21 protein-coding genes and 1 tRNA gene are annotated in these 25,009 nt (G+C 64.0%); 13 read left to right on the top strand and 9 right to left on the bottom strand.

Translation table 11 applies throughout. From position 1 onward, the window contains the following. Nucleotides 1-74 precede the first annotated feature (74 nt). The 3 genes from uvrD to OUY36_RS01395 all read left to right on the top strand — a co-directional run bounded on the left by uvrD (nucleotide 75) and on the right by OUY36_RS01395 (nucleotide 4,469). Nucleotides 75-2,264, top strand: coding sequence for a DNA helicase II (gene uvrD / locus OUY36_RS01405; protein WP_267936401.1), 2,190 nt, complete (start codon nucleotides 75-77; stop codon nucleotides 2,262-2,264). A 73-nt stretch (nucleotides 2,265-2,337) separates the two neighbouring features. Next, nucleotides 2,338-3,441, top strand: coding sequence for a TRAP transporter substrate-binding protein (locus OUY36_RS01400; protein ID WP_267936400.1), 1,104 nt, complete (start codon nucleotides 2,338-2,340; stop codon nucleotides 3,439-3,441). A gap of 185 nt (nucleotides 3,442-3,626) precedes the next feature. After that, nucleotides 3,627-4,469, top strand: a complete 843-nt coding sequence (locus OUY36_RS01395) for a Tim44 domain-containing protein (RefSeq protein ID WP_152480654.1) — start codon at nucleotides 3,627-3,629, stop codon at nucleotides 4,467-4,469. Between the two features lie 131 nt (nucleotides 4,470-4,600). Here the strand turns inward: OUY36_RS01395 and OUY36_RS01390 are convergent, their stop codons facing one another. Together OUY36_RS01390 and OUY36_RS01385 are read right to left on the bottom strand one after the other, a co-directional pair. After that, complete coding sequence (locus tag OUY36_RS01390; RefSeq protein WP_267936399.1) at nucleotides 4,601-5,551, bottom strand: alpha/beta fold hydrolase; 951 nt, start codon at nucleotides 5,549-5,551, stop codon at nucleotides 4,601-4,603. Nucleotides 5,552-5,589: 38 nt separating this feature from the next. Then, nucleotides 5,590-6,018, bottom strand: a complete 429-nt coding sequence (locus OUY36_RS01385; RefSeq protein ID WP_011911415.1) for an organic hydroperoxide resistance protein — start codon at nucleotides 6,016-6,018, stop codon at nucleotides 5,590-5,592. A 119-nt stretch (nucleotides 6,019-6,137) separates the two neighbouring features. Here OUY36_RS01385 and OUY36_RS01380 point away from each other — a divergent pair, with 119 nt between their 5' ends. The 7 genes from OUY36_RS01380 (at nucleotide 6,138) to selB (ending at nucleotide 16,183) form a co-directional block, all read left to right on the top strand. Further along, complete coding sequence (locus OUY36_RS01380; RefSeq protein ID WP_156244774.1) at nucleotides 6,138-6,974, top strand: AraC family transcriptional regulator; 837 nt, start codon at nucleotides 6,138-6,140, stop codon at nucleotides 6,972-6,974. Between the two features lie 151 nt (nucleotides 6,975-7,125). Next, nucleotides 7,126-10,200, top strand: coding sequence for a formate dehydrogenase-N subunit alpha (gene fdnG / locus OUY36_RS01375; protein ID WP_267936398.1), 3,075 nt, complete (start codon nucleotides 7,126-7,128; stop codon nucleotides 10,198-10,200). Beyond that, on the top strand, nucleotides 10,200-11,138 hold the full coding sequence (gene fdxH / locus OUY36_RS01370) for a formate dehydrogenase subunit beta (RefSeq protein ID WP_110778457.1): 939 nt from the start codon (nucleotides 10,200-10,202) through the stop codon (nucleotides 11,136-11,138). The genes fdnG and fdxH overlap by 1 nt, the downstream gene beginning before the upstream one ends. A gap of 57 nt (nucleotides 11,139-11,195) precedes the next feature. Then, a complete protein-coding gene (locus tag OUY36_RS01365) occupies nucleotides 11,196-11,819 on the top strand; it encodes a formate dehydrogenase subunit gamma (protein WP_110778458.1) in 624 nt (207 codons plus the stop codon). A 127-nt stretch (nucleotides 11,820-11,946) separates the two neighbouring features. Next, entirely contained in the window at nucleotides 11,947-12,864 is a 918-nt protein-coding gene (gene fdhE, locus OUY36_RS01360) for a formate dehydrogenase accessory protein FdhE (protein ID WP_267936397.1), read from the top strand. Then, nucleotides 12,861-14,270, top strand: coding sequence for an L-seryl-tRNA(Sec) selenium transferase (selA, locus tag OUY36_RS01355; protein ID WP_267936395.1), 1,410 nt, complete (start codon nucleotides 12,861-12,863; stop codon nucleotides 14,268-14,270). The genes fdhE and selA overlap by 4 nt, the downstream gene beginning before the upstream one ends. Beyond that, the gene (selB, locus tag OUY36_RS01350) at nucleotides 14,267-16,183 is read left to right on the top strand and encodes a selenocysteine-specific translation elongation factor (protein WP_267936394.1); all 1,917 of its coding nucleotides are present in this window, start codon (nucleotides 14,267-14,269) and stop codon (nucleotides 16,181-16,183) included. The genes selA and selB overlap by 4 nt, the downstream gene beginning before the upstream one ends. A 237-nt stretch (nucleotides 16,184-16,420) precedes the next feature. Here the strand turns inward: selB and OUY36_RS01345 are convergent, their stop codons facing one another. Both OUY36_RS01345 and OUY36_RS01340 read right to left on the bottom strand, forming a co-directional pair. Then, a complete protein-coding gene (locus OUY36_RS01345; RefSeq protein ID WP_267936392.1) occupies nucleotides 16,421-17,839 on the bottom strand; it encodes a P-loop ATPase, Sll1717 family in 1,419 nt (472 codons plus the stop codon). Between the two features lie 43 nt (nucleotides 17,840-17,882). Beyond that, entirely contained in the window at nucleotides 17,883-18,434 is a 552-nt protein-coding gene (locus tag OUY36_RS01340) for a hypothetical protein (RefSeq protein ID WP_267936390.1), read from the bottom strand. 194 nt (nucleotides 18,435-18,628) lie between these two features. Here OUY36_RS01340 and OUY36_RS01335 point away from each other — a divergent pair. Continuing rightward, nucleotides 18,629-18,724 (top strand) — tRNA-Sec (locus OUY36_RS01335). 59 nt (nucleotides 18,725-18,783) lie between these two features. On the opposite strand, the gene hdhA is transcribed toward OUY36_RS01335, so the two are convergent. After that, nucleotides 18,784-19,551 carry a 7-alpha-hydroxysteroid dehydrogenase gene (hdhA, locus tag OUY36_RS01330; protein WP_267936389.1) on the bottom strand — a complete coding sequence of 256 codons (768 nt, stop codon included), beginning with the start codon at nucleotides 19,549-19,551 and terminating at the stop codon, nucleotides 18,784-18,786. Between the two features lie 311 nt (nucleotides 19,552-19,862). Here hdhA and OUY36_RS01325 point away from each other — a divergent pair, with 311 nt between their 5' ends. After that, on the top strand, nucleotides 19,863-20,180 hold the full coding sequence (locus OUY36_RS01325) for a hypothetical protein (protein WP_102839295.1): 318 nt from the start codon (nucleotides 19,863-19,865) through the stop codon (nucleotides 20,178-20,180). Nucleotides 20,181-20,265: 85 nt separating this feature from the next. On the opposite strand, the gene OUY36_RS01320 is transcribed toward OUY36_RS01325, so the two are convergent. Together OUY36_RS01320 and OUY36_RS01315 are read right to left on the bottom strand one after the other, a co-directional pair. Beyond that, complete coding sequence (locus tag OUY36_RS01320) at nucleotides 20,266-20,730, bottom strand: glycine cleavage system protein H (RefSeq protein WP_267936388.1); 465 nt, start codon at nucleotides 20,728-20,730, stop codon at nucleotides 20,266-20,268. Then, nucleotides 20,727-21,101, bottom strand: coding sequence for a DsrE family protein (locus OUY36_RS01315; protein WP_125870899.1), 375 nt, complete (start codon nucleotides 21,099-21,101; stop codon nucleotides 20,727-20,729). The genes OUY36_RS01320 and OUY36_RS01315 overlap by 4 nt, the downstream gene beginning before the upstream one ends. A 155-nt stretch (nucleotides 21,102-21,256) precedes the next feature. Between OUY36_RS01315 and cfaB the strand changes: the two genes are divergently transcribed. Next, nucleotides 21,257-22,438, top strand: coding sequence for a C17 cyclopropane fatty acid synthase CfaB (gene cfaB, locus OUY36_RS01310; RefSeq protein WP_267936387.1), 1,182 nt, complete (start codon nucleotides 21,257-21,259; stop codon nucleotides 22,436-22,438). Between the two features lie 31 nt (nucleotides 22,439-22,469). Here the strand turns inward: cfaB and OUY36_RS01305 are convergent, their stop codons facing one another. Further along, nucleotides 22,470-23,321, bottom strand: coding sequence for a universal stress protein (locus tag OUY36_RS01305; protein ID WP_267936386.1), 852 nt, complete (start codon nucleotides 23,319-23,321; stop codon nucleotides 22,470-22,472). Nucleotides 23,322-23,335: 14 nt separating this feature from the next. Then, complete coding sequence (locus OUY36_RS01300) at nucleotides 23,336-24,823, bottom strand: SulP family inorganic anion transporter (protein ID WP_230726722.1); 1,488 nt, start codon at nucleotides 24,821-24,823, stop codon at nucleotides 23,336-23,338. Between the last annotated feature and the right edge of the window lie 186 nt (nucleotides 24,824-25,009).

Here is a 25,009-nt window from a genome sequence, read left to right as displayed (position 1 = left end):
GCCGCGATGCATGGCGCTCGGCCAAACGGACCACAGGGCGAGCGCAGCGCAGGCATTTCCAATAGAATGCCGCGATGCATGACGATCTCTCCCTTCTCCTGAATTCCCTCAACGATGCTCAGCGCCAGGCCGTGGCCGCGCCGCTGGGCCGGCAATTGGTGCTGGCCGGCGCCGGCTCGGGCAAGACCCGTGTACTGGTGCACCGCATCGCCTGGCTGCACCAGGTCGAGCGCGCATCATTGCACTCGATCCTTTCGGTGACCTTTACCAACAAGGCTGCCGCCGAAATGCGCCAGCGCATCGAGCAGCTGCTGCACGTGAACCCGCAGGGCATGTGGGTCGGCACCTTCCACGGCCTGGCCCATCGCCTGCTGCGTGCGCACTGGCGCGAGGCGAAGCTGGCGGAGAATTTCCAGATTCTCGATTCCGACGACCAGCAGCGCCTGGTCAAGCGGGTGATCCGCGAGCTCGGCCTCGACGAGCAGCGCTGGCCGGCGCGCCAGGCACAGTGGTGGATCAATGCGCAGAAGGACGAAGGGCTGCGCCCACGCAACATCCAGGCCGGCGGTGATCTGTTCCTCGCCACCCAGCTGAAGATCTACGAAGCCTATGAAGAGGCCTGCGCCCGCGCTGGCGTCATCGACTTCTCCGAGCTGCTGCTACGTGCGCTGGATCTGTGGCGCGACCACCCCGGCCTGCTCGAGCACTACCAGCGGCGCTTCCGCCATGTGCTGGTGGACGAGTTCCAGGACACCAACGCCGTCCAGTACGCCTGGCTGCGATTGCTGGCCAAGGGCGGCGAGAGCCTGATGGTGGTCGGCGACGACGACCAGTCGATCTACGGCTGGCGCGGCGCGCGCATCGAGAACCTGCACCAGTTCAGCGCCGACTTCCCGGATGCCGAAACCATCCGCCTGGAACAGAACTACCGCTCCACTGCCTGCATCCTAAAGGCCGCCAACGCGCTGATCGCCAACAATCAGGGTCGCCTCGGCAAGGAGCTCTGGACCTCCGGCTGCGAGGGCGAGCCGATCAGCCTGTACGCTGCGTTCAACGAGCACGACGAAGCGCGTTACGTGGTCGAAAGCATCGAGAAGGCCATCCGCGACGGCATGTGCCGCAGCGAGATCGCCATCCTCTACCGCTCCAACGCCCAGTCGCGGGTACTGGAAGAGGCGCTGCTGCGCGAGAAGATCCCCTACCGCATCTACGGCGGCCAGCGCTTCTTCGAGCGCGCCGAGATCAAGAACGCCATGGCCTACCTGCGCCTGATCCAGACCCGCGACAACGACGCGGCGCTGGAACGGGTGATCAACGTGCCGGCCCGCGGCATCGGCGAGAAGACCGTTGAATGCCTGCGCCAGCTGGCGCGTGAGCAGGGCCTGTCGATGTGGGCCGCGCTGCACCAGGCGGTCGGCACCAAGGCGGTGTCCGGGCGCGCCGCCAGCGCGCTGAACGGCTTCGTCGAGCTGGTCGACACCCTGGCGCTGAAGGTCGAGAAACTGCCGCTGCACAGCATGGCGCAGCTGGTCATCGAGGAATCCGGGCTACTCGCCTACCACCGCGACGAAAAGGGCGAGAAGGCCCAGGCGCGGGTGGAAAACCTCGAGGAACTGGTCTCCGCCGCCCGCGCCTTCGACAACTACAGCGAAGAGGACGACGACATCCAGTCGCCGCTGGCCGCCTTCCTCGACCACGCCTCGCTGGAGGCCGGCGAGCAGCAGGCCGGCGATCACGAGGACAGCGTGCAGCTGATGACCCTGCACAGCGCCAAGGGTCTGGAGTTCCCGCTGGTGTTCCTGGTCGGCATGGAAGAAGGCCTGTTCCCGCACAAGATGAGCCTGGAGGAATCCGGCCGCCTGGAAGAGGAACGCCGCCTGGCCTACGTCGGCATCACCCGCGCCATGCAGCAGCTGGTGATCACCTACGCCGAAACACGCCGGCTGTACGGCAGCGAGACCTACAACAAGGTCTCGCGCTTCGTCCGCGAGATTCCGCCGGCGCTGGTGCAGGAAGTGCGGCTGAGCAACACGGTGACGCGCTCGTTCAGCGGCAAGAGCATGAGCGGCTCGTCGCTGTTCGACGGCGCCGGCGTGCCGGAAACACCGTTCAACCTCGGCCAGCGCGTGCGCCATTCGCTGTTCGGCGAAGGCACCATCCTCAACTTCGAAGGCGCCGGCGCCCAGGCGCGGGTGCAGGTGAATTTCGAGGACGAGGGCAGCAAATGGCTGATGCTCAGCTACGCGAAACTTGAAGCCCTGTGAGGTTGACGCTAACGTCAACCCGCCATACCAACCAGCCACTCTTATAAGAAGAATCTTCCAAGGATACCGACCCATGAAACGCCGCCATCTGTTCGGTGCTGCCGCTGCCTTGCTTGCCACCCTCGGCCTTGCCGGTTGCAACGACGACAAGAAAGTCGAAACCACCGGCCAGCAGGCCGCCAGCGAACCCGCCAAAACCTACACCTGGAAGATGGTCACCGCCTGGCCGAAGAACTACCCGGGCCTGGGCACCGCCGCCGAACGCCTGGCCGAGCGGGTCAAGGTGATGAGCGACGGTCGCCTGACCATCAAGGTCTACGCCGCCGGCGAACTGGTCCCGGCGCTGGAAGTGTTCGATGCCGTCTCCCGCGGCACCGCCGAACTGGGCCACGGCGCTGCCTACTACTGGAAAGGCAAGGTGCCCACCGCGCAGTTCTTCACCTCCGTGCCGTTCGGCCTGTCGGCCATCGAGATGAACGCCTGGCTGAGCAAGGGCGAAGGCCAGAAGTTCTGGGAAGAGGCCTATGCCCCCTTCGGCGTGAAGCCGATGGTGGTCGGCAACACCGGCATGCAGATGGGCGGCTGGTACAACAAGGAAATCAATTCGCTGGACGACCTCAAGGGGCTGAAGATCCGCATGCCGGGCCTCGGCGGCGAAGTGCTGACACGTCTCGGCGCGACCACCGTCAACCTGCCCGGCGGCGAGGTGTTCACCGCGCTGCAGACCGGCGCCATCGACGCCACCGACTGGGTCAGCCCGTACAACGACCTGGCCTTCGGCTTGCACAAGGCCGCGAAGTATTACTACTACCCCGGCTGGCAGGAGCCGCAGGCGGTGCTCGAACTGCTGGTCAACCAGAAGGCACTCGACACCCTGCCCGAGGATCTGCAGGCGATCCTCACCGAGGCGACCCGCGCGGCCAGCCGCGACATGATGGACGACTACGTCTACAACAACGCCCTGGCGCTGGATCAGCTCAAGCAGCAGGGCGTCGAGCTCAAGCGCTTCCCCGACGAAGTGCTCGGCGCCATGCAGGAGCAGTCGGAGCTGGTGCTCGGCGAGCTGGCCGCGCAGAGCGAGCTGAACGGGCGCATCTGGGCGTCGATGAAAGCCTTCCAGGCGCAGGTCAAGCCGATGCACGAGATCTCCGAGAAGGAACTGTATAACTGGCGTTGACCTGCCGTGCGCGCGGAGCCACCGGGCTCCGCGCGCCGATCAGGGCCAGCCGACTCTTGGTCAGCCTGGCCGGACGCGACCAACGGTCGCAAGCAAAAGCTCGTAACATACTGCCCCTCGCCAACCCTTGCCCAGCTCGGCAGGATGGCGCGCGTACCTCCACTTAATTCAAGCGGGAACACTCAATGCAACGTGTGCTTAGCATTTTCATGGCGCTGTGTATCAGCCTGACCTTCGCGCTGGACGCCCACGCCAAGCGCTTCGGTGGCGGCAAGAGCTTCGGCTCGGCACCGAGCCACCAGACCCGCCAGGCGCCCCAGCAAACCCAGGCCGCACCGAATCAGGCTGGCCGTCAGACGCCCGCTGCCGCCAGCGGCGCCTCGCGCTGGCTCGGCCCGCTGGCCGGTCTGGCCGCCGGCGGCCTGCTCGCCTCGATGTTCATGGGCGATGGCTTCGAAGGCATCCAGTTCATGGATATCCTGATCTTCGGCCTGATCGCCTTCCTGCTGTTCCGCTTCCTTGCCGCCCGTCGTCGCCAGCAGCAACCGGCCATGGCCGGCCACGCGCCGATGCAGCGCGAGATGCCGCAGCAGCCCGCGACCTCTATTTTCGGTGGCAGCGCCGCCCCGGTCGCCGCCGCTCCGGTGATCAACGCCCCGGCCTGGTTCAACGAGCAGAGCTTCGTCGCTGCGGCCCGCGAGCACTTCCTCTCGCTGCAGCAGCACTGGGACGCCAACGAGATGGACAAGATCGCCGAGTTCGTCACCCCGCAGCTGCTGGGCTTCCTCAAGCAGGAGCGCGCCGAGATCGGTGATGCCTATCAGTCGACCTACATCGACGATCTGCAGATCCAGCTCGACGGCGTCGACGACAACGCCGAGAAGACCACCGCCACCCTGACCTTCAGCGGCGTGGCCAAGACTTCGCGCTTCGACCAGGGCGAGCCCTTCAGCGAAAGCTGGCGCATGGAGCGTGTGCAGGGCGAGAACCAGCCCTGGCTGGTCGCCGGTATCCGTCAGAACGCCTGATCGGCGTCGTGTAGAGAATCCGGTCTGCCCTAACGCCGTCTGCAAAACAAACCCCGCCATCCGGCGGGGTTTGTCGTTTCTGAGCGGCAAGCGGCGCGATGCTCCGAGCCGCTCGACGAGGCTGCTGCACATCACTTCTTGAGGAACGCTAGCAGATCGTTGTTGAAGCGCTCCTTGTGGGTGTCGGTCAGGCCATGCGGCGCACCGGGGTAGACGATCAGCTGCGCGCCCTCGATCAGCGCGGCGGATGCCTTGCCCGAGCTGTCCAGCGGCACGATCTGATCATCGTCACCGTGGATCACCAGCGTCGGCACATCGAACTTCTTCAGATCCTCGCGGAAATCGGTGGCCGAGAAAGCGGCGATGGAGTCGTAGGTGTTCTTGTGCCCGGCCTGCATGCCCTGGGCCCGCCAGTTGTCGATCAATCCCTGGGATACCTTGGCGCCCGGGCGGTTGAAGCCGTAGAACGGGCCGGAAGCCAGGTCCAGATACAGCTGCGCGCGGTCTTCCAGCGAAGCCTTGCGGATGCCGTCGAACACTTCCAGCGGCAGGCCACCCGGGTTATCTGCGGTCTTCAGCATCATCGGCGGCACGGCGCTGACCAGCACAGCCTTTTTCACCCGCTCGGTGCCGTGGCGACCGATGTAGCGCGCCACCTCGCCGCCACCGGTGGAGAAGCCGACCAGGGTCACGTCCTGCAGGTCCAGCGCCTCGATCACCGCGGCCAGATCGTCGGCGTAGTGGTCCATGTCGTTGCCTTCCCAGGGCTGACTGGAACGGCCATGGCCGCGACGGTCATGAGCAACCACTCGATAGCCCTGCGAAGCGAGGAACATCATCTGCGATTCCCAGCTGTCGGAACTCAGCGGCCAGCCGTGGCTGAAGGTAACCACCGGGCCATCCTTCGGGCCCCAGTCCTTGTAGTAGAGCTGCACGCCATCGGCGGTGGTGATGGTGCTGGCGGTCTGCGCGGCGACTACGCTGCTGCCGGGCTTCACCGGTTGTGCGGCCTCGGCGGCGAAGGCGGGTTGCAGCGCGATGGCCAACAGCGAGAAGGCGAAGGTGCGAGTGATCGAGTTCATGGTGTGGGTCTCCTGTTCGTAGATAAAGTGGTCTGGATTCAGTCAGCGAGGATCAGCGTGACGTCGATGTTTCCGCGGGTGGCGTTGGAGTAGGGGCAGACCACGTGGGCCTGCTCGACCAGCGCCTGCAGCACGTCGCGGGCGATGCCGGGGGCGCTGATGGTCAGCTCGGCCTCGATGCCGAAGCCGGTGGGAATCTGGCCGATGCCGACCTTGCCGGTGATGCGGGTATCGGCCGGCAGGGCGACCTTCTGCTTGCCGGCGACGAACTTCAGGGCACCGAGAAAGCAGGCCGAATATCCGGCGGCGAACAGCTGCTCGGGGTTGGTCCCGGCACCACCGGCGCCGCCCAGCTCACGCGGCGTGGACAGCTGCACGTCGAGCGCCTGGTCGGACGATGTGGCGCGACCTTCGCGGCCGCCGGTGGCGGTGGCAGTAGCGGTGTAGAGGATCTTCTCGATGGACATGGCGGTGACTCCTGTTTTCTGAAGTTGCCGGAGCGGTGTTGTCCGGTAAGCGCTATTCTGCTCACCAGAAAAAACTGTTGGTGACGTAAAGTCCGGAAAACTTGATCAGGAGTACTTACATGTCCGATCGCCTCGCTGCCTTGATGACGCACTTCCCGATGCACGCCCAGGTGTTCAATGCCGGGCCGCTGTGTGGCATCAACACGCTGCAGAGCGATGGCGTGCACGGGCAGTTGCACCTGATACGCCGCGGCGAGGTGGAAGTCCGCTATGGGCGCGAGGTGCTGCAGGTCTCGCAACCGAGCCTGCTGCTGTTTCCGCGGCCGCTGACGCACCGTTTCATCACCGCGCCGGGCTGCGAGGTGGACATGGTCTGCGCCAACCTGGCGTTCGAGGGCGGCAGTGCCAACCCGATTGCCTCGGCGCTGGCCGATCTGGTCTGCCTGCCGCTGGATGGGGTCATGGGTGCCGAGCCGGTGCTCTCGCTGCTGTTCGAGGAGGCCTTCGAACAGCGCTGCGGGCGCATGGCGCTGATCGAGCGTCTGGTGGAAGTGGTGATGATCCAGATCCTGCGTCAGCTGATGGAAAGCGACGAGGTCAGCGGCGGGTTGCTCTCCGGCCTCGCCCATCCGCGTTTGCGCAACGCGCTGGTGGCGATGCACGAAGCGCCGGCGCAGGACTGGACGCTCGAAGAGCTCGCCCGCGTTGCCGGGATGTCGCGCAGCGTGTTCGCCACCAGCTTCCGCGAAACGCTCGGGCAGACGCCCGGCCAGTACCTGCAGGGCTGGCGCGTGCGTCTGGCACAGAAGGCGCTGCAGCGAGGGCGACCGCTGAAGGTGATCGCCACCGAGGTCGGCTACGGCAGCGAAGCGGCGCTGTCACGTGCATTCAAAGCGCAAGCCGGGCAGTCGCCACGGGAATGGAAGAACCAGCTCGCCATGCCGGCCGGCGCCTGAGTGCCCAGCCGGTCCATCCTCGACACCCTTGCGATTACGGGCACAAGCGAAGCGCAGCATTAATCCTTCACTTGTTGAAAGCTTGGCTAAGCTGCTAAAGCAGACGCCGGCAAAGTATCGGCGTTCCAGCCTGATGAGAAGGAGAACACCGATGGACATGAACCGTCGACAGTTCTTCAAGGTCTGCGGTGTGGGCCTTGGGGCGTCGAGCATGGCGGCATTGGGCATGGCCCCACCGACGGCATATGCCGAGTCGATCCGGCATTTCAAACTGACCAACACCCGTGAAACCCGAAACACCTGCCCCTACTGCTCCGTCGGCTGCGGGCTGATCCTCTACAGCCAGGGCAGCGGCGGCAAGAACGTCGCGCAGAACATCATCCACATCGAAGGCGACTCCGATCACCCGGTCAACCGCGGCACGCTCTGCCCGAAAGGCGCCGGCCTGCTGGACTTCGTCCACAGCCCCAACCGCCTGACCCATCCGGAAGTCCGCGAAGCGGGCAGCAACGAGTGGAAGCGCATCGAGTGGAGCGATGCCCTCGACCGTATCGCCCGGCTGATGAAGGACGACCGCGACGCCAACTTCATCGAGCGCAACGATAAGGGCCAGACGGTCAACCGCTGGCTGAGCACCGGTTTCCTCGCCGCCTCGGCGTCCTCCAACGAGGCCGGCTACATCACCCACAAGGTGGTGCGTTCACTGGGCATTCTGGGGTTCGATAACCAGGCGCGTGTCTGACACGGCCCGACGGTGGCAAGTCTTGCCCCGACGTTTGGCCGCGGCGCCATGACCAATCACTGGAGCGATATCCAGAACGCCGACCTGGTCCTGATCATGGGCGGCAACGCCGCCGAAGCGCACCCGTGCGGCTTCAAATGGGTCACCGAAGCCAAGGCGCGCAACAAGGCGCGGCTGGTGGTGGTCGATCCACGCTTCACCCGCTCGGCCTCGGTCGCGGACCTGTATGCGCCGATCCGTACCGGTACCGACATCGCCTTCCTCGGCGGGCTGATCAGCTACCTGCTGGAGAACGACAAGATCCAGCATGAATACGTGGTCAACTACACCGATGTCGCGTTCATCGTGAAGGAAGGATTCGGCTTCGAGGACGGCCTGTTCAACGGCTATGACGCCGAGAAGCGCAGCTACCCGGACAAATCCACCTGGAGCTACGAGCTGGACGAGGACGGCTTCGCCCGCGTCGACAAGAGCCTCACTCACCCGCGCTGCGTCTACAACCTGCTCAAGCAACACTACAGCCGCTACACCCCGGAGGTGGTCAGCAACATCTGTGGTACACCGCAGGACAGGATGCTCCAGGTCTGGGAAACCATCGCCGAGACCTCCGCACCGGGCAAGGCCATGACCATCATGTACGCCCTGGGCTGGACCCAGCACTCGGTCGGCTCGCAGATGATCCGTACCGGCGCCATGGTGCAACTGCTGCTCGGCAACATCGGCATGCCTGGTGGCGGCATGAACGCCCTGCGCGGGCATTCCAACATCCAGGGCCTGACCGACCTGGGCCTGCTGTCCAACCTGTTGCCTGGCTACCTGACCCTGCCGCTGGAGGCCGAGCAGGACTACAACGCCTATATCGCCAAGCGCACCGCCAAGCCGCTGCGCCCAGGGCAGCTGTCCTACTGGCAGCACTACGAGAAGTTCCACGTCAGCCTGATGAAAGCCTGGTATGGCAAGAGCGCCACGGCGGAGAACAACTGGGGCTACGACTGGCTGCCGAAGCTGGATATTCCTGGGTACGACGTGCTCAAGGTGTTCGATATGATGTACCAGGGGCAGGTCAACGGCTATTTCTGCCAGGGCTTCAACCCCATCGCCTCGTTCCCCAACAAGGCCAAGGTCAGCGCAGCGCTGGCCAAGCTCAAGTACCTGGTGGTCATGGACCCACTGGCCACCGAGACCTCGGAGTTCTGGCGCAACGCCGGCGAATACAACGACGTCGACACCGCCAGCATCCAGACCACCGTGTTCCGCCTGCCGACCACCTGCTTCGCCGAGGAGGATGGCTCGCTGGTGAACAGCGGGCGCTGGCTGCAGTGGCACTGGAAGGCAGCCGAGCCGCCAGGCCAGGCGAAGACCGACGTGGTGATCATGGGCGGGCTGTTCCACCGGCTGCGTGAGCTGTATCGCAAGGAAGGCGGCGCCTACGCCGAGCCACTGCTGAACATCGACTGGTCCTACCGCCAGCCCGAGGAGCCCTCCGCCGAGGAGATCGCAAAGGAGTACAACGGCAAGGCGCTGGGCGATGTGCTCGATCCGCAGAGCGGCGCGCTGCTGGCCAAGGCCGGCGAACAGTTGCCCGGCTTCGGCCTGCTGCGCGCCGATGGCAGCACGTCGTGTGGCTGCTGGATCTTCAGCGGCGCCTGGACCCAGGCCGGCAACCAGATGGCCCGGCGTGACAACGCCGATCCCTACGGCATGGGCCAGACCCTTGGTTGGGCCTGGTCCTGGCCGGCCAACCGGCGAATTCTCTACAACCGTGCCTCGGCCGATCCTGCGGGCAACCCGTGGGACCCGCAGAAGAAGCGCCTGGTCTGGTGGGATGGCAGCAAATGGGGCGGCACCGACGTGCCGGACTTCAAGGTCGACTCGCCGCCCGAAGCCGGCATGAGCCCGTTCATCATGAACCCCGAAGGGGTGGCGCGGCTGTTCGCCGTGGACAAGATGAACGAGGGGCCATTCCCCGAGCACTACGAGCCGTTCGAGACGCCGATCGGGCGCAACCCGCTGCATCCGGACAACCGCCAGGCGACCAGCAACCCCGCCGCGCGGGTGTTCAAGAACGACATGGAGTTGTTCGGCACGGCGGAGGAATTCCCCTATGCGGCGACCACCTACCGGCTCACCGAGCACTTCCACTTCTGGACCAAGCACTGCCGGCTCAACGCGATCACCCAGCCCGAGCAGTTCGTCGAGATCGGTGAGGTGCTGGCCAACGAGCTCGGCATCAAGGCCGGCGAGCGGGTCAAGGTGTCGTCCAACCGCGGCTACATCAAGGCGGTGGCGGTGGTGACCAAGCGCATCAAGCCGCTGACGGTGGACGGCAAGACCGTGCATCAGGTCGGCATTCCGCTGCACTGGGGTTTCTCCGGCGTGGCGCGCAACGGTTACCTGACCAACACGCTGACGCCGTTCGTCGGTGACGCCAACACCCAGACGCCGGAGTTCAAGTCGTTCCTGGTCAACGTGGAGAAGGCATGATGGCTACTCAAGACGTGTTTGCCCGCTCCGCCACGACCACCGAGCGGCCGTCGATCCGCGAGGTCGGCGAAGTGGCGAAACTGATCGACACCTCCAAGTGCATCGGCTGCAAGGCCTGCCAGGTCGCCTGTTCGGAATGGAACGAGCTGCGCGACGAAGTCGGCACCAGCCACGGGACCTACGACAACCCGATCGACCTCACCGCCGAATCCTGGACGGTGATGAAGTTCGCCGAGTACGAGAACCCTGGCAGCGGCAACCTCGAATGGCTGATTCGCAAGGACGGCTGCATGCACTGCGCCGACCCGGGCTGCCTCAAGGCCTGCCCGGCACCGGGGGCGATCGTGAAGTACGCCAACGGCATCGTCGACTTCAACCAGGACCACTGCATCGGCTGCGGCTACTGCATCACCGGTTGCCCGTTCGACATCCCGCGCATCTCCGAGAAGGACAAGAAAGCCTACAAATGCACGCTCTGTTCCGACCGCGTGTCAGTTGGGCTGGAGCCGGCCTGCGTGAAGACCTGCCCCACCGGCGCCATCGTCTTCGGCAGCAAGGAGGACATGAAGGAGCATGCCGCCGGGCGCATCGCCGACCTCAAGGAACGCGGTTTCGACCAGGCCGGCCTGTACGACCCCGATGGTGTCGGCGGGACGCACGTGATGTACGTGCTGCACCATGCCGATCAGCCCTCGTTGTACAACGACCTGCCGGACGAGCCCACCATCAGCCCGCTGGTCGGCCTGTGGAAGGGCGTGACCAAGCCCCTCGCCCTGCTGGGCATGGGCGCGGCGGTGCTGGCCGGCTTCTTCCACTACACGCGGGTCGGCCCGATTCGCGTCGAGGAGGAGGACGACAAGGCCGAGCTCAGCGAGCCCGTAGTGCATCAGGTCGATCCTTCGGTGCATGTGGTCGATCCCAAGGAGCCGCGACCCTGACCGCGCGGCCCCGCTCGTGGGGCCGCCTTCGGTGTCCGCTCGCTCAAGGAGTCAACGATGAACAACAACGAGATCGAACGCTACAACCCCTCGCAACGGACCAACCACTGGATCGTCGCGATTCTCTTCGTGCTCGCCGCGCTGTCCGGCCTGGCACTGTTCCATCCGGCGCTGTTCGGCCTCTCCGGGCTGTTCGGCGGCGGCACCTGGACGCGCATCCTGCACCCCTTCATCGGGGTCGCGATGTTCGTCTTCTTCCTCTGGCTGGCGATCCGCTTCGCCGGGCACAACCGCATCGAGGCGCGCGACCGCCAGTGGCTCAGGCAGATCAACGACGTGGTGCACAACCGCGAGGAAAAGCTGCCGGAAGTCGGCCGCTACAACGCCGGGCAGAAGGTGCTGTTCTGGGTGCTGATCCTCAGCATGCTGGTGCTGCTGCTCAGCGGCATCGTCATCTGGCGCGAGTACTTCAGCAGCTTCTTCGGCATCGCCTCGCTGCGCTGGGCCAGCCTGCTGCATGCGGCCGCCGCCTTCGTGCTGATCGTCAGCATCATCGTGCACATCTACGCCGCCATCTGGATCAAGGGCTCCATGGGCGCGATGCTCTACGGCACCGTCAGCCGGGCCTGGGCGCGCAAGCACCATCCGGCCTGGTACCGGGAGATCAGCCAGCGCAAGTAAACCTCGCCACAGCGCGACGAAGGTTCCCGCAACCGCGGGAATCTTCGTCCGTGCATGCCATCGAAAGCCGAGCGATAACCGCTGACGGACTATGCTGTTCGGCATATCACAAGAAAAGGAGTCCTGCGTGTCAGGCACCATTCTCGAACCCGGGCAGATCGAAGCCGCTGCCAGCAAACCACCCTTCACCAACCTGCCACCACGCGATCTGTTCGCCCTGCGCAGCGAGCGTCTGACCAAGCTCGCCGAAGATCATCCGCTGGCCGACTACCTGCGCCTGCTCGCCGGCGTATGCCAGGCACAGCAGCAGGTGCTGGACAACCCGCCTGCCAGCGCACCGCTCGACCCTGCGCGCACCCGCGAATGCTTCAAGCACGCCATGCCGCCACTGGCCGCCGACACCCTGGTGCGCGAAGGGGCGTGGCTGCCGCTGCTCGATGCCTGGCTGGATGCCTTCGCGGTGCCGGACAACCTTTCGGTCATCGCTGCCATCGACCAGCTGCGCCGCGCCGACAGCGGCCAGCGCAAGGCCTGGGCCGTGGCGCTGGTCAGTGGCCAGTACGACAGCCTGCCGCCGGCGCTGGTGCCCTTTCTCGGCGCCGCGCTGCAACTGGCCTGGACCCACTGGCTGCTCCAGCTCGAGCTCTCCGACCTGCGCGAACGCGAAGACCAGACCCTCTGCCCCTGCTGCGGCGCACCGCCCATGGCCGGGGTGATTCGCCACCGCGGGCAGCTCAACGGCCTGCGCTACCTGGTCTGCTCCCTGTGCGCCTGCGAATGGCACTACGTGCGCCTGAAATGCAGCCACTGCCGCAGCACCAAGAAGCTCGACTACCTGCACTTCGAAGGCTCGCCCAACGGCATCAAGGCCGAGGCCTGCCCCGAATGCAACGGCTACCTCAAGCAGCTCTATCTGGAGCTGGCACCGGATGGCGAAAGCCTGTCCGCCGACCTGGCGACGCTGGACCTCGACCTGCTGCTGGCCGACCAGGGCTACAACCGCCAGGCACCCAACCTGCTGCTGGCACCGGGGAGCGAGGCATGAGCAGCAGCCATCTGCCCTCGGTGGACAAGCTGCTGCGCGATCCGGCCTGCCAGCCACTGCAGCAGCGCTATGGTCGCCAGGCGCTGCTGGCGACGCTGCGCGACCTGCTCGACGAACTGCGCGAACCGGCTCGCCGTGGCCAGCTGGCCGCGCTGGAACTGTCCGAAGCGGTGCTCGCCGGGCGCGCCGGCGAACGCCTGGCCAGCCAGCACAAGAGTCGCGTGCGCCGAGTGTTCAACCTCACCGGCACAGTGCTGCACACCAACCTCGGTCGCGCCCTGTTGCCGGATGAAGCCATCGAGGCGATCACCCTTGCGGCGCGCTACCCGCTCAACCTGGAATTCGATCTCGCCACCGGCAAGCGCGGCGATCGCGACGACCTCATCGAAGGACTGATCCGCGAGCTGACCGGCGCCGAGGCGGTCACCGTGGTGAACAACAACGCCGCCGCCGTGCTGCTGGCCTTGAACAGCCTCGGCGCACGCAAGGAAGGCATCATCTCCCGTGGCGAGCTGATCGAGATCGGCGGCGCCTTCCGCATCCCGGACATCATGGCCCGCGCCGGCGTGAAGCTGCATGAAGTCGGTACCACCAACCGCACCCACGCCAAGGATTACGAAGCGGCCATCAACCCGCGCTCAGGGCTGTTGATGCGCGTGCATACCAGCAACTACAGCGTGCAGGGTTTCACTGCCAGCGTCGCCACCGCCGAGCTGGCGCGCATCGCCCATGCCCACGATCTGCCGTTGCTGGAAGATCTGGGCAGCGGCAGCCTGCTCGACCTCTCGCGCTGGGGCCTGCCCAAGGAGCCGACGGTGCAGGAAGCGCTGCGCGACGGCGCCGACATCGTCACCTTCAGCGGCGACAAGCTGCTCGGCGGCCCGCAGGCCGGGCTGATCGTCGGCAGCAAGGCGCTGATCCAGAAGATCAAGAAGAACCCGCTCAAGCGCGCCCTGCGTGTCGACAAGCTGACCCTTGCCGCGCTGGAAGCGGTGCTCAACCTCTATCGCGACCCCGACCGCCTGGCCGAACGCCTCACCAGCCTGCGCCTGCTCAGCCGCCCGCAGGTGGAGATCCGCACCCAGGCTGAACGCATCGCCCCGGCGCTGGCCGCCGTGCTCGGCGAAACCTGGCAAGTCGCAGTAACCGATGCCCTGGGCATGATCGGCAGCGGCGCGCAGCCGGTGGCCCGTCTGCCCAGCGCCGCCCTGTGCATCCGTCCGCAGCAGCCCAAGCGCCTGCGCGGCCGCAGTCTGCGCCAGCTTGAAGAAGCGCTGCGCTGCCTGCCGATTCCGGTCCTCGGGCGCATCGACGATGACGCCCTCTGGCTCGACCTGCGCCAACTGGACGACGAGCCGGCCTTCCTCCAGCAACTGGCGCACCTGCAAGAGGAGCTGGCCCGTTGATCGTCGGGACCGCCGGCCATATCGACCATGGCAAGACCGCACTGCTCCACGCCCTCACCGGGCAACAGGGCGACCGCCGTCGCGAGGAGCGCGAGCGTGGCATCACCATCGACCTCGGCTACCTCTACGCCGACCTCGGCGAAGGCAGCCTCACCGGTTTTATCGACGTGCCGGGCCACGAGCGCTTCGTGCACAACATGCTGGCCGGCGCCAGCGGCATCGACTGCGTGCTGCTGGTGGTGGCTGCCGATGACGGCGTGATGCCGCAAACCCGTGAACACCTGGCCATTGTCGAGTTGCTCGGCATCCGCCGGGCACTGGTGGCGCTGACCAAGATCGATCGCGTCGAGCCGGCGCGCATCGCCGAAGTCCAGCAGCAGATCGAAACTCTGCTGGCCGCCGGAGCACTGGCCGGAGCGCAGATCTTTCCGGTTTCCAGCATCCGCGGCGATGGCATCGACGCCCTGCGCGCCGCGCTGATCGACGAAGCCGCGCGCACCGCCGCCCGCAGCGACAGCGGCCACTTCCGCCTGGCCATCGACCGCGCCTTCAGCGTCACCGGCGCAGGCGTGGTGGTCACCGGCACCGCCTTTGCCGGGCGCGTGCGAATCGGCGACGAACTGCTGCTCGGCCCCGCCGGCAAACGCGTGCGCGTCCGCGGCCTGCACGCGCAGAACCGCGAAGCGGACGAAGCCCATGCCGGCCAGCGCGTGGCCCTGAATCTTGCCGGCGAGCGGCTGGCCGTGGAGCAGATCCATCGCGGCGACTGGCTGCTGCACCCACTGCTGCACGCACCGACCCAACGTATCGACGTCGACTTCCAGCTGCTGCCCAGTGAAGCCCATGAACTCAAGCACTGGACGCCCGTGCACGTGCACCTCGGCGCCCAGGACGTCACCGCACGCGTCGCCCTGCTCGAAGGCACGAGCCTGGCGCCGGGCGAACACGCCTTCGCCCAGCTACTGCTCAACGCACCGAGCCACGCGGTACATGGCGACCGCATCGTCCTGCGCGACCAGTCCGCCCAGCGCACCCTTGGCGGTGGCCGCGTGCTCGACCCGTACGCACCAGCGCGTAATCGCCGCCGCGCCGCACGGCTGGAGCAACTTCGCGCCCTCAACCAGCCGAGCCTGGAGCAGGCATTGCCGCCACTGCTCGCCAGCGCCACCAATGGCATCGACCCGCAAGGCCTGGAACGCCAGTTCAACCGCCCGCGCGAAGGCTGGCAGCTCCCGCACGGCGTATTGGAGATCAGCACACGGCTAGGCCCACGACTGTTCGACCAGGCCCGCTGGCGCGAACTCGAGACCGCGCTGCTCGACGCACTCCAGCGTTTTCACGAAGAACAACCCGACGAACTTGGCCCCGACCGCGACCGCCTGCGTCGCTACGCCCTGCCGCAGCTGGAGCGGCCGGTGTTCATCGCCCTGCTGGAACAGGCACTGGCCGCCGGCCGCATCGAAACCAGCGGCCCGTGGCTGCACCGCCCCGATCACCGGGTGCGCCTGAGCGATGCGGAAGAAGATTTGAAAGCGCGCCTGTGGCCATTGCTCGAAGCCGGCCATTTCGACCCACCCTGGGTCCGCGACCTGGCCCGCGACCTCGGCGTCGACGAAATGCAGATGCGCAACCTGCTACGCAAGCTCGCCCGTCTCGGCCTGCTGCAACAGGTGGTGAAAGATTTGTTCTACCCCGAGTTCACCATTCGCCAACTCGCGGGGCATGTACTGCAACTGGAAGCGCAAAGCGGCGTGATCCGCGCCGCCGCCTTCCGCGACCACATCCAGCTCGGCCGCAAACGCAGCATCCAGCTGCTCGAACACTTCGACCGCATCGGCCTCACCCGCCGCTTCGGCAACGAACGCAAAGTCCGCCAGGACAGCGCCTTGGCGATCCAGTCAGCCCTGGGGTAGGCTGGTCGCCGCTTCCTTTCCCACATCAAGACCAGATAAGGAAGGCAATCGCACCCGGTGGTGCGGCCGGGCTTCAAATCCTGTTCTAGTCCTTATTATCAATGGTCTGTATTGGCATATTCTGGTCAGACAGTCGACGCTCGTTCGGCTCTTTTGGTCTTTATTGGGCAGTGCCTGACTACGTTTTCGACACTTTTTCGACACTTCGCTGCTGACCTGAATACTAGGGACAGAAAGCTAGCTTGCCCTCGTCTCGCGAATACTAAGACCTCTATAGAGGCTTTGATGTATATAAACGGACCCTGTCGCCGGCAAGAGCAGGTCGGGGTCTTCACATCTATATCTCGCAGTGCCTGCGTTGCCTAGCCGGACGCCGATGATAGACGCATCAAATAGCTTTTTCAGAAGCTCCCGAGCGCCGTGCCTGCTACATATTTCTGGGATCTTGCTTTCAAGTGTCGCGATAAAATCGTCGATTGAGTCGTAGCGATGTTGTGTTTGACGCAGTGCTTCAAGCACTTCTGAAAAATCAGCAAATACTCGCCTATATTCTTGTTTCAAATCCTCCACCTTCCAAGTACTGTATCTTTCCTCAGCCTCTCGGATAACGTCCTTGGATATTTCGGTGTCTTCACGAGAGCATCTTCTTTGGCATTCCTGAAGAAACTGAATAACTTCGCGCGGCCGTAAAAACGTACGCTTAACAATATAATTAAACGGCGAAATACTTCCTCGCATATCCCCCTTTTCAAAGATGGCTTCTACTGTGACGTCATTTGGCAGTCTCGCATTAACCATTTCTTTCAATTCATCTGGGGACCAGACTATTTCATCCTCAACTGACCTGTGCTTATCTTTATCATCAAAGTGCAAAACTTGGTATATATCTGAACGAAGGAAAGTTAATACCCGGAGACCAGTCCCGTCCGGCTCTGAGTATTTGTCATTAATCTCTTTCGTTGCTTTGAGAAGACCGACAAGAAGGCTCTTGGAAATATCTGAACCGTCCCATGAGTCGTCGAGCCTATCTGTCGCAACGATGACGCCGTGAGTTTTACAGGCCTTGGATGTTACATCTAGCAATTGGTCAATAATTTCTGGCGTTAGATTTTGCTCTTGTTTTTCTCGTTCAAAACCCACTCCAAAACCAAAGGCCTCTATATTGAATGAGGAAAGCCCTTTCAGAAGCCTTCTGGCGGTGCTTGTAGGGGTGGGAGCCTCCGCTCCAAAATTGCTAGATAAAAACTTTTCGATCTTTTTTATTGCTTCCAGCTCGACATCATCAAATGAGCTTTTATCGATCTCAAGAATAGCTGAAGCAGCATCAATAGCAATTGTAAACTTCCAAGCATTAGTGTGTGCCTGCTCGGGAAGTAATCCTTGCTCAGTATATTCACGCAGCGCACCCCACGCGTACTGATCGGGAGTCATGAGGCTAACACGCGTTTTCTTTCCATAGCGCTCAGCAATCAATCTTGGTAGCTGAGTGAACATTGATGACTTGCCAGCTCCCTTTCTTCCGATAACGTGCGCGCTCTTTAAATCCAGCACGTCGTTAACCTTGTTTGTTTTAATAAAATACTCTGCCAACTTACGATCCGCTTCGGCATCTACAGTTCCGAAGCTAATAGACTTTACATTTATTTTCCCACCCACAAAAAACCTCCTTTTTTAATCGATTTCGACCTTAAGCCATCCATCAATTACGAATATTCAAATTAACACTGGCCTTGCAGTTTCTGCGCTGAATACTTCCTTCCCGACCAGGGCAAAAGTCGCTGATCCGTCGCTCTTTGCCTACAACTACAATTTCTTTTTGTCGGGTTGGGATCGCTACGGCCGGCTCCGGGATAACCCGAGTAGCTGGAACGATATTGGTCACGCCCTGGGGAACGTAGTTTTTGTCGTTGAATACGGTTTGCTTTGGCGGCGGTACTGCCGAGCTAGCTTGAGGTTGAGTCGATTGCGGCTGAGGCGTTGCACCTCTCGCGGCCACTTCCTCTACTACCCTGTCCCAATCCTTGGTCGCTGCCGGCTCTGCTCGCGTGATCTCGGCTACGGGGGCTGGCTTGGGTTGGATGCGTTTATCGACGATGCCCTGGGCGGTGCCTTTGAGGAATGCCGAACTCACCATCTGTAGCGCGGCCAGCATGATCGCGGTGCCGATCAGCCCTGGTATCAGCCATGCTACGGCTCCCTTGCGCGGGCGCCTTCTGATGTAGTCCGGGGCGTCGTTCCATTCAGCCTTCATATCTCCCTCTCCCTGTCCTTCGGGCGTACCAGCGCCTAGTCACTTCCTTGGTGATCGGTTGGCCTGTGTGTGACCGGCCTCACAGCTTGCCGATGCTGCCATTAATCGGTGCAGACGTGTTAGCTTTCGTCCTGCCTGCGTAACGGTGGCGCCAGTGCCTATGGGGAATTACCACGTTGCCTGGCAATCGTGATGGAAGGCAATCGCACCCGGTGGTGCGGCCGGGCTTCAACCCCGGTTGGGGGCGGCAGCCGCTCCCGGGTGAGTTCGACTCTCACTGCCTTCCGCCAATTTCTCTTCTGAAGGCCCCGGTAGGGCTTGATGATGGCCGGCCCGCCTCCGGGAGTATTCAGCCCAGCTCCTGCACCCCACCGCCGGAGACCGTGAGGATCTGGCCGCTGATCCAGGCCGCCGCAGGTGAACAGAGGAACAGCGCCGCATTGGCCATATCCTGTGGGTCACCCAAACGCTGAAGGGGCGTATGCGCCAGCATTTGGCGTTCGATGTCCTTGGTGAGCACGCCTTTAAGCGCATGGGTGAGCGTTGCGCCTGGGGCGATGCCGTTAACGCGGATACCGCGCGGCCCCAGGTCGAAGGCGATGTTGCGGATCAGGTGGTTGGCCGCGGCTTTGGAGGAACCGTAGGAGGCCATGTGCTGGTTGCGGTTCTCGCCGGCCATCGAGGTGATCGCCAGCATCGCTCCGCCACCGGCCTGCTCCATATGCGGAGCCGCCAGCTGCGCCAGGCGAAACAGAGAAAACACGTTCAGCTCGTAGGCTCGACGGAAATCTGCCATCGGCATGTCGAAGGCCTTCGGGCCGCCGCCACCGGCGTTGCTGACGAGCAAGGTGAGCTTGCCGAAGTCGTCCACGCAGTGCTCGACCAGTTGCTCGAGCTGGGTCTCATCGGTGACATCGCAGGCGCAGGCGGCGGCCTGACCACCGACAGCGACGATCTCAGCACGCACCCCTTCGGCAGCTGCTAACGACAAATCGCTGACCAACACTGCCGCACCTGCGGCGGCAAACGTTTGCGCGATCGCCTGGCCGATCCCCGCACCGGCACCGGTAACGACCGCAACCTGACCATCAAGACGAAAATCTTCGGGGCGATACATGGCAGCCTCCTCGGGTAGAGGGAGTATGGGCGGTCACCTGCAGGGCTTTCCTAAAAAGCTACGTGTCCTTTGTCCGGCGACCCTGCTTCGCCGAAGCATAGCGCGCGCGTCGTTCAGCTGAATCAATGTCCGACACCTGGCTCTCACAGCCTTTCGCCAACTGCCCCGCCTCTCCTGCCGTACTCCTGCCCCGCCAGCCCCGGTTCGGAACGCGACAGTCTGACCTAGCGACCGATATCAAAACGCTATCGCCATATCGTGCGAAGCGCGTCACAATCGCGGCTTTTCTTTCCAGGGACAGGAGAGACGTTTTGAGTGACCGGATCGATGAGCGTCGTGCATTGCATGCGCTACGGGACCATATCGATTGTCTGCTGGCTGCTGGCGCATCCCTTGTGGGGCGCGATCCGGTGCAGCTGAATTTTCAGGGCAGGACGCTGATCGTTCAGCACGGCATGCTGCTCAACGAGAACGGCCATCAGGATCTGATCGAGACGCTGGCCGAGCTGGAGTGGGCGAACAAGCGCACCCGCGATCTGGCGATCGATATCTGCATTCGGCAGCTGGACCACGCGATCAAGCAAAGCTGTGACAAGGTGCTGGACAGTTCGACGCCGGACAAATCCTGAGCGCCTATCGCGGCGCAATCGAATCGCACCTCGGCATCTTGTTGGGATGTGGGTCGAAGCCCAGGCTACCGCACCTCCCGCACCGTTACTTCCACTGCAGCGCCTGCACATGGGCGTTGGCCGGGTCGAAGTTGTCCAGGCGCATGCGTTCGACAATGGCGGCTTCGGCTGCCTTGCCCAGCGGGAACTCCCCGCGCACGGTGGCCCAGCCCTCCGGCGTCAGCCGGACCATCCAGCCATCGCCGTAGCAGTCCTGATTGATCAGCGCCGGTCGCTCGAGTAGCGCTTCGTTCACTGCCAGCAGCTCGCCGGCCAACGGGCTACGCGCCGAGGACGCAGCCTTGGCGAACTCGACCACGCCGAAGCTGCGCTCACGCTCGATGCGGGCGCCGACGCGCTTGGGGGTGAAGGCGAAGATCTCGCCATAGAGCGCGCAACCGTAAGCGGTCAGGCCAAGGGTGACGCTGCCGTCGGCCTCTTCGCGCAACCACAGGCTGTGCTCCGGGGCGTAGCGCAGCGAGTCGGGGAACTCCAGGCCGTGCAGATTCATAGGGTCAGCACCCGTTCGTATTCGAGGATCATCTGCGCCAGCTCGCCGCCACTGGAGATTTCATCCAGCTCGGCGATCAGTGCCGTGGGGTCGAGCTGGACACCGGGCTGGCGACACATCAGCAGCCGCGCGCCGGCCTGCTTGGCGTTGCGGATGAAATGCAGCAAGGGCTCGCCGCCATCCACTGCGCGCAGCGTTTCGGCCACTTCACGGCGCGCCAGCTGCACGCCCTCGCCCGTTAGGTAGAGCGTCACCTCGGCATCCATGCAGGCGAGCAGCGTGGCGATGTGAAACGGTGCGGCGCAGCGCGCCGGAGTGCTGGGGCCGCTGGCGACCAGAATCAGTACGCGCCGGGGACTCGGTTCGCTCATCAAGCATCTCCTTGCGGACGCGCTCGCAACTGCGCGCGAAGCGGCGCATTTGCGCTCATATCCGGCTATAGCAGGAAACTATCATGACCATAGCCTACAGTTTGGAACTCATGGTCTAGCATTTTTTGAACAATGCACAGATAGGAGATCTAAGCATGCTGGCGACATTGCTACCGGCCCTGAAAGACCTCGGCCTGCCGCTGAAGCTGCAGTTGTGGGACGGCAAAGAGATGGATATCGGCCCCGCCCCCTCTGTCACGCTGGTCATAAAAGACCCCAACCTCGTCACACAACTGGCGCGCCCCAGCCTGGATGTGCTCGGCGCAGCCTATGTCGAGGGGCATATCGACCTGCTAGGACCGGTGGAGGAGGTCATCTACATCGGCGACGTAATCAGTCGCGCACTGTCCGTGGATGACTTCGCAACGCCCACGCGCGAGGCGCATGACAAGGCCACCGATGCCGAAGCCATTTCCTATCACTACGACCTGTCGAACGACTTCTACCGGCTCTGGCTGGACCGCGACATGGTCTATTCCTGCGCGTACTTCGAGACTGGTGAGGAGGATATCGATCAGGCGCAGCAGGCCAAGCTGCGGCTGATCTGCCGTAAGCTGCGGCTCAAGCCGGGCGATCGCCTGCTCGACGTGGGCTGCGGCTGGGGCGGGCTGGCGCGCTTCGCCGCCCGCGAGTTCGGCGCCGAGGTTTTCGGCATCACCCTCAGCCGCGAGCAACTGGCGCTGGCCCGCGAGCGGGTGGCAGCCGAGGGACTGCAGGACCGCATGCAGCTGGAGCTGATGGACTACCGTGACCTGCCGCAGGACGGCCGTTTCGACAAGGTGGTGAGCGTCGGCATGTTCGAGCACGTCGGCCATGCCAACCTGCCGCTGTACTGCCAGCGGCTGTTCGGCGCGGTCCGGCCTGGCGGTCTCGTGCTCAACCATGGCATCACCTCGCGCCACCTGGACGGCCGCCCGGTGGCCCATGGCGCCGGCGAGTTCATCGATCGCTACGTGTTTCCCCACGGCGAGCTGCCGCATCTGGTGGGCATCAGCAGCTGCATCAGCGAGGCGGGGCTGGAAATCGTCGATGTCGAAAGCCTGCGCCTGCATTACGCGCGCACGCTGCAGCTGTGGAGCGAACGGCTGGAAGCGCGGCTGGCGGAGGCCCAGGCGCTGGTGCCGGAGCGGGCGCTGCGCATCTGGCGACTGTACCTGGCAGGTTGTTCCTATGGCTTTCGCCGCGACTGGATCGACCTGCATCAGATTCTCGCCACCAAACCGTTGCCCGATGGCGGCCACGAACTGCCCTGGACGCGTGCCGACCTTTACCGCTGAGCGCCGCTGTTCGGCGGCGCGAGGCGCTTGATCAGCGCAGCAACAGCAGCGGCGTGCGGGTCGTGCGGATCATGCTGGTGGTGGTGCTGCCAACGAAGAACTGGCGAATGCGCGAGTGGCCGTAGGCGCCCATCACCAGCAGGTCGATACCGTGCTCGGCCTGATAGGCATGCAGGGTCGGCTCGACTTCGCCGGCGCGGATGGCGGTGTGTACCTCGAGGCCGCCAGCGGCCAGCGCATCGCGCGCAGCGTTCAGCTGCGTCAGCACCGCGTCGTCTTCGTTGCCGACCATCACCAGATGGATCGGTAGGCCCTTGAACAGCGGGCTGGCAGCCAGCATCTCGACCCCCTTGAGTGTCGTGGCGCTGCCATCGAAGGCGAGCATCAGGCTGCGCGGCGGCGTGAACTGACCGACGGTGACCAGAATCGGCCGATGCATGGTGCGGATCACGCTCTCCAGCTGGCTGCCGATGTGCTGGATGTCGTCGCCGCTGTCTTCACCCTGGCGGCCGATCACCAGTAGCCGAGTGTCGTTCTGCAGGTCACGCAGGGTCTCGACCAGATCGCCGTGACGCTGACGGCACTCGGGCTGGGCGACACCCGCGGAAAGCGCCCGCTGGCGCGCCGCATCGAGCATCATGCGGCCCTCCTCCAGCGCCAGCTTGGCGCGTTTCTCGTCCAGGGTGGCCAGTTCTTGCAGAAGGAATTCACGGCTGCCGAGGCCGATGATGCCGCTCAGGTCGCCCGACACCGGGAACTGCCGGCGATCCAGCACGTGCAGCAATCTCAGCGGCGCGCCCAGCCGTTGACTGGCCCAGGCGGCACAATCGCAGACCGCGGCCGCTTGCGGGGAGCCGTCGATACAGGCCATTACGTGGGTCATTGTCGTTCTCCTGGTCAGTGGCTCATCAGCTTGTCGATGGCGTCGGGTTTGTCGTGCACGCCGAAGCGGTCGACGATGGTCGCGCTGGCTTCATTGAGACCCAGCACCTCGACCTCGGTGCCCTCGCGGCGGAACTTGAGCACCACCTTGTCCAGCGCCGAGACCGCGGTGATGTCCCAGAAATGCGCCCGCGACAGGTCGATGGTCACCCGGCTCAGCGCTTCCTTGAAGTCGAAGGCAGCCGTGAACTTGTCGGCCGAGCTGAAGAACACCTGGCCGACCACCTGATAGCGACGGCCGCTGCCGTCGGCATCCAGCGCCGAGTCGATGCTCAGGTAGTGTCCCACCTTGTTGGCGAAGAACATCGCCGCGAGCAGTACGCCGGCCAGTACACCGTAGGCCAGGTTGTGGGTGAAGACCACCACCACCACGGTGACCACCATGACGATGTTGGTCGAGAGCGGGTAGTGCTTGAGGTTGCGCACGGAATCCCAGCTGAAGGTGCCGATCGAAACCATGATCATCACCGCCACCAGCGCGGCCATGGGAATCTGGCCGACCCAATCGCTCAGGAACACCACCATCAGCAACAGCACCACGCCGGCGACGAGCGTCGACAGGCGGGTGCGGCCGCCTGATTTCACGTTGATCACCGACTGGCCGATCATCGCGCAGCCGGCCATGCCGCCGAACAGACCGGAAACGATGTTGGCCACGCCCTGCCCTTTGCACTCCCGGTTCTTGTCGCTGCTGGTATCGGTCAGCTCGTCGACGATGGTCGCGGTCATCAGCGACTCCAGCAGGCCGACTACGGCCAGCGCTGCCGAGTACGGGAAGATGATCGCCAGGGTTTCGAGGTTGAGCGGCACTTCCGGCCAGAGGAAGACCGGCAGGGTATCGGGCAGCTCGCCCATGTCACCGACGGTGCGGATATCCAGGCCAAAGTACATCGCCACGGCGGTCATGCTGAGGATGCATACCAGCGGCGACGGGATGACCTTGCCGAGCTTCGGCACATAGGGGAACAGGTAGATGATGCCCAGACCCGCGGCGGTCATGGCGTAGACGTGCCAGGTGACGCCTGTCAGCTCGGGCAGCTGGGCCATGAAGATCAGGATGGCCAGCGCATTGACGAAGCCGGTGACCACCGAGCGCGAGACGAAGCGCATCAGCGAGCCGAGACGCAGGTAGCCGGCGCCGATCTGCAACAGGCCGCAGAGCAGCGTCGCTGCCAGCAGGTACTGCAGGCCGTGCTCGCGCACCAGGGTCACCATCAGCAGCGCCATGGCGCCGGTGGCGGCGGAGATCATCCCGGGGCGCCCACCGACGAAGGCGATCACCACCGCGATACAGAACGAGGCATACAGGCCGACCCGCGGATCGACCCCGGCGATGATGGAGAAAGCGATGGCTTCGGGAATCAGCGCCAGGGCGACGACGAGACCGGACAGCAGATCGCCACGGAGATTGGAGAACCAGTTTTGTTTGATCGTTTGCAACATCGGACTATCCAGAGCAAAAGCACCACCATGCAGACCATGGGCGGTCGGCAGCGATACAAGGCGAGATTTTTTGGTTTGAATGGTTCAGCTGTCGCTGGGCAATACGCGCGGACAGCAGCGTACGACTACCCCATGACAGGCAGTCGCAGGATGACGCGAGGGGGGCACAGCGCTATGGCGGACCAG

Source organism: Stutzerimonas sp. R40042, assembly GCF_026642215.1.
GTDB lineage: Bacteria > Pseudomonadota > Gammaproteobacteria > Pseudomonadales > Pseudomonadaceae > Stutzerimonas > Stutzerimonas frequens.
Note: the sequence above shows the minus strand (reverse complement) of the source record. Positions and strands in the feature narration are given on the sequence as shown.

Coding starts and splice junctions, on each gene's coding strand:
- OUY36_RS01320 (WP_267936388.1), bottom strand. CDS start 20,730: ATGAATCTGCACGGCCTGGAGTTCCCCGACTCGCTGCGCTACGCCCCG.
- selA (WP_267936395.1), top strand. CDS start 12,861: ATGAGCAGCAGCCATCTGCCCTCGGTGGACAAGCTGCTGCGCGATCCG.
- OUY36_RS01315 (WP_125870899.1), bottom strand. CDS start 21,101: ATGAGCGAACCGAGTCCCCGGCGCGTACTGATTCTGGTCGCCAGCGGC.
- fdxH (WP_110778457.1), top strand. CDS start 10,200: ATGGCTACTCAAGACGTGTTTGCCCGCTCCGCCACGACCACCGAGCGG.
- OUY36_RS01400 (WP_267936400.1), top strand. CDS start 2,338: ATGAAACGCCGCCATCTGTTCGGTGCTGCCGCTGCCTTGCTTGCCACC.
- OUY36_RS01385 (WP_011911415.1), bottom strand. CDS start 6,018: ATGTCCATCGAGAAGATCCTCTACACCGCTACTGCCACCGCCACCGGC.
- OUY36_RS01380 (WP_156244774.1), top strand. CDS start 6,138: ATGTCCGATCGCCTCGCTGCCTTGATGACGCACTTCCCGATGCACGCC.
- uvrD (WP_267936401.1), top strand. CDS start 75: ATGCATGACGATCTCTCCCTTCTCCTGAATTCCCTCAACGATGCTCAG.
- OUY36_RS01365 (WP_110778458.1), top strand. CDS start 11,196: ATGAACAACAACGAGATCGAACGCTACAACCCCTCGCAACGGACCAAC.
- OUY36_RS01305 (WP_267936386.1), bottom strand. CDS start 23,321: ATGACCCACGTAATGGCCTGTATCGACGGCTCCCCGCAAGCGGCCGCG.
- OUY36_RS01300 (WP_230726722.1), bottom strand. CDS start 24,823: ATGTTGCAAACGATCAAACAAAACTGGTTCTCCAATCTCCGTGGCGAT.
- OUY36_RS01340 (WP_267936390.1), bottom strand. CDS start 18,434: ATGAAGGCTGAATGGAACGACGCCCCGGACTACATCAGAAGGCGCCCG.
- OUY36_RS01390 (WP_267936399.1), bottom strand. CDS start 5,551: ATGAACTCGATCACTCGCACCTTCGCCTTCTCGCTGTTGGCCATCGCG.
- hdhA (WP_267936389.1), bottom strand. CDS start 19,551: ATGTATCGCCCCGAAGATTTTCGTCTTGATGGTCAGGTTGCGGTCGTT.
- cfaB (WP_267936387.1), top strand. CDS start 21,257: ATGCTGGCGACATTGCTACCGGCCCTGAAAGACCTCGGCCTGCCGCTG.
- OUY36_RS01395 (WP_152480654.1), top strand. CDS start 3,627: ATGCAACGTGTGCTTAGCATTTTCATGGCGCTGTGTATCAGCCTGACC.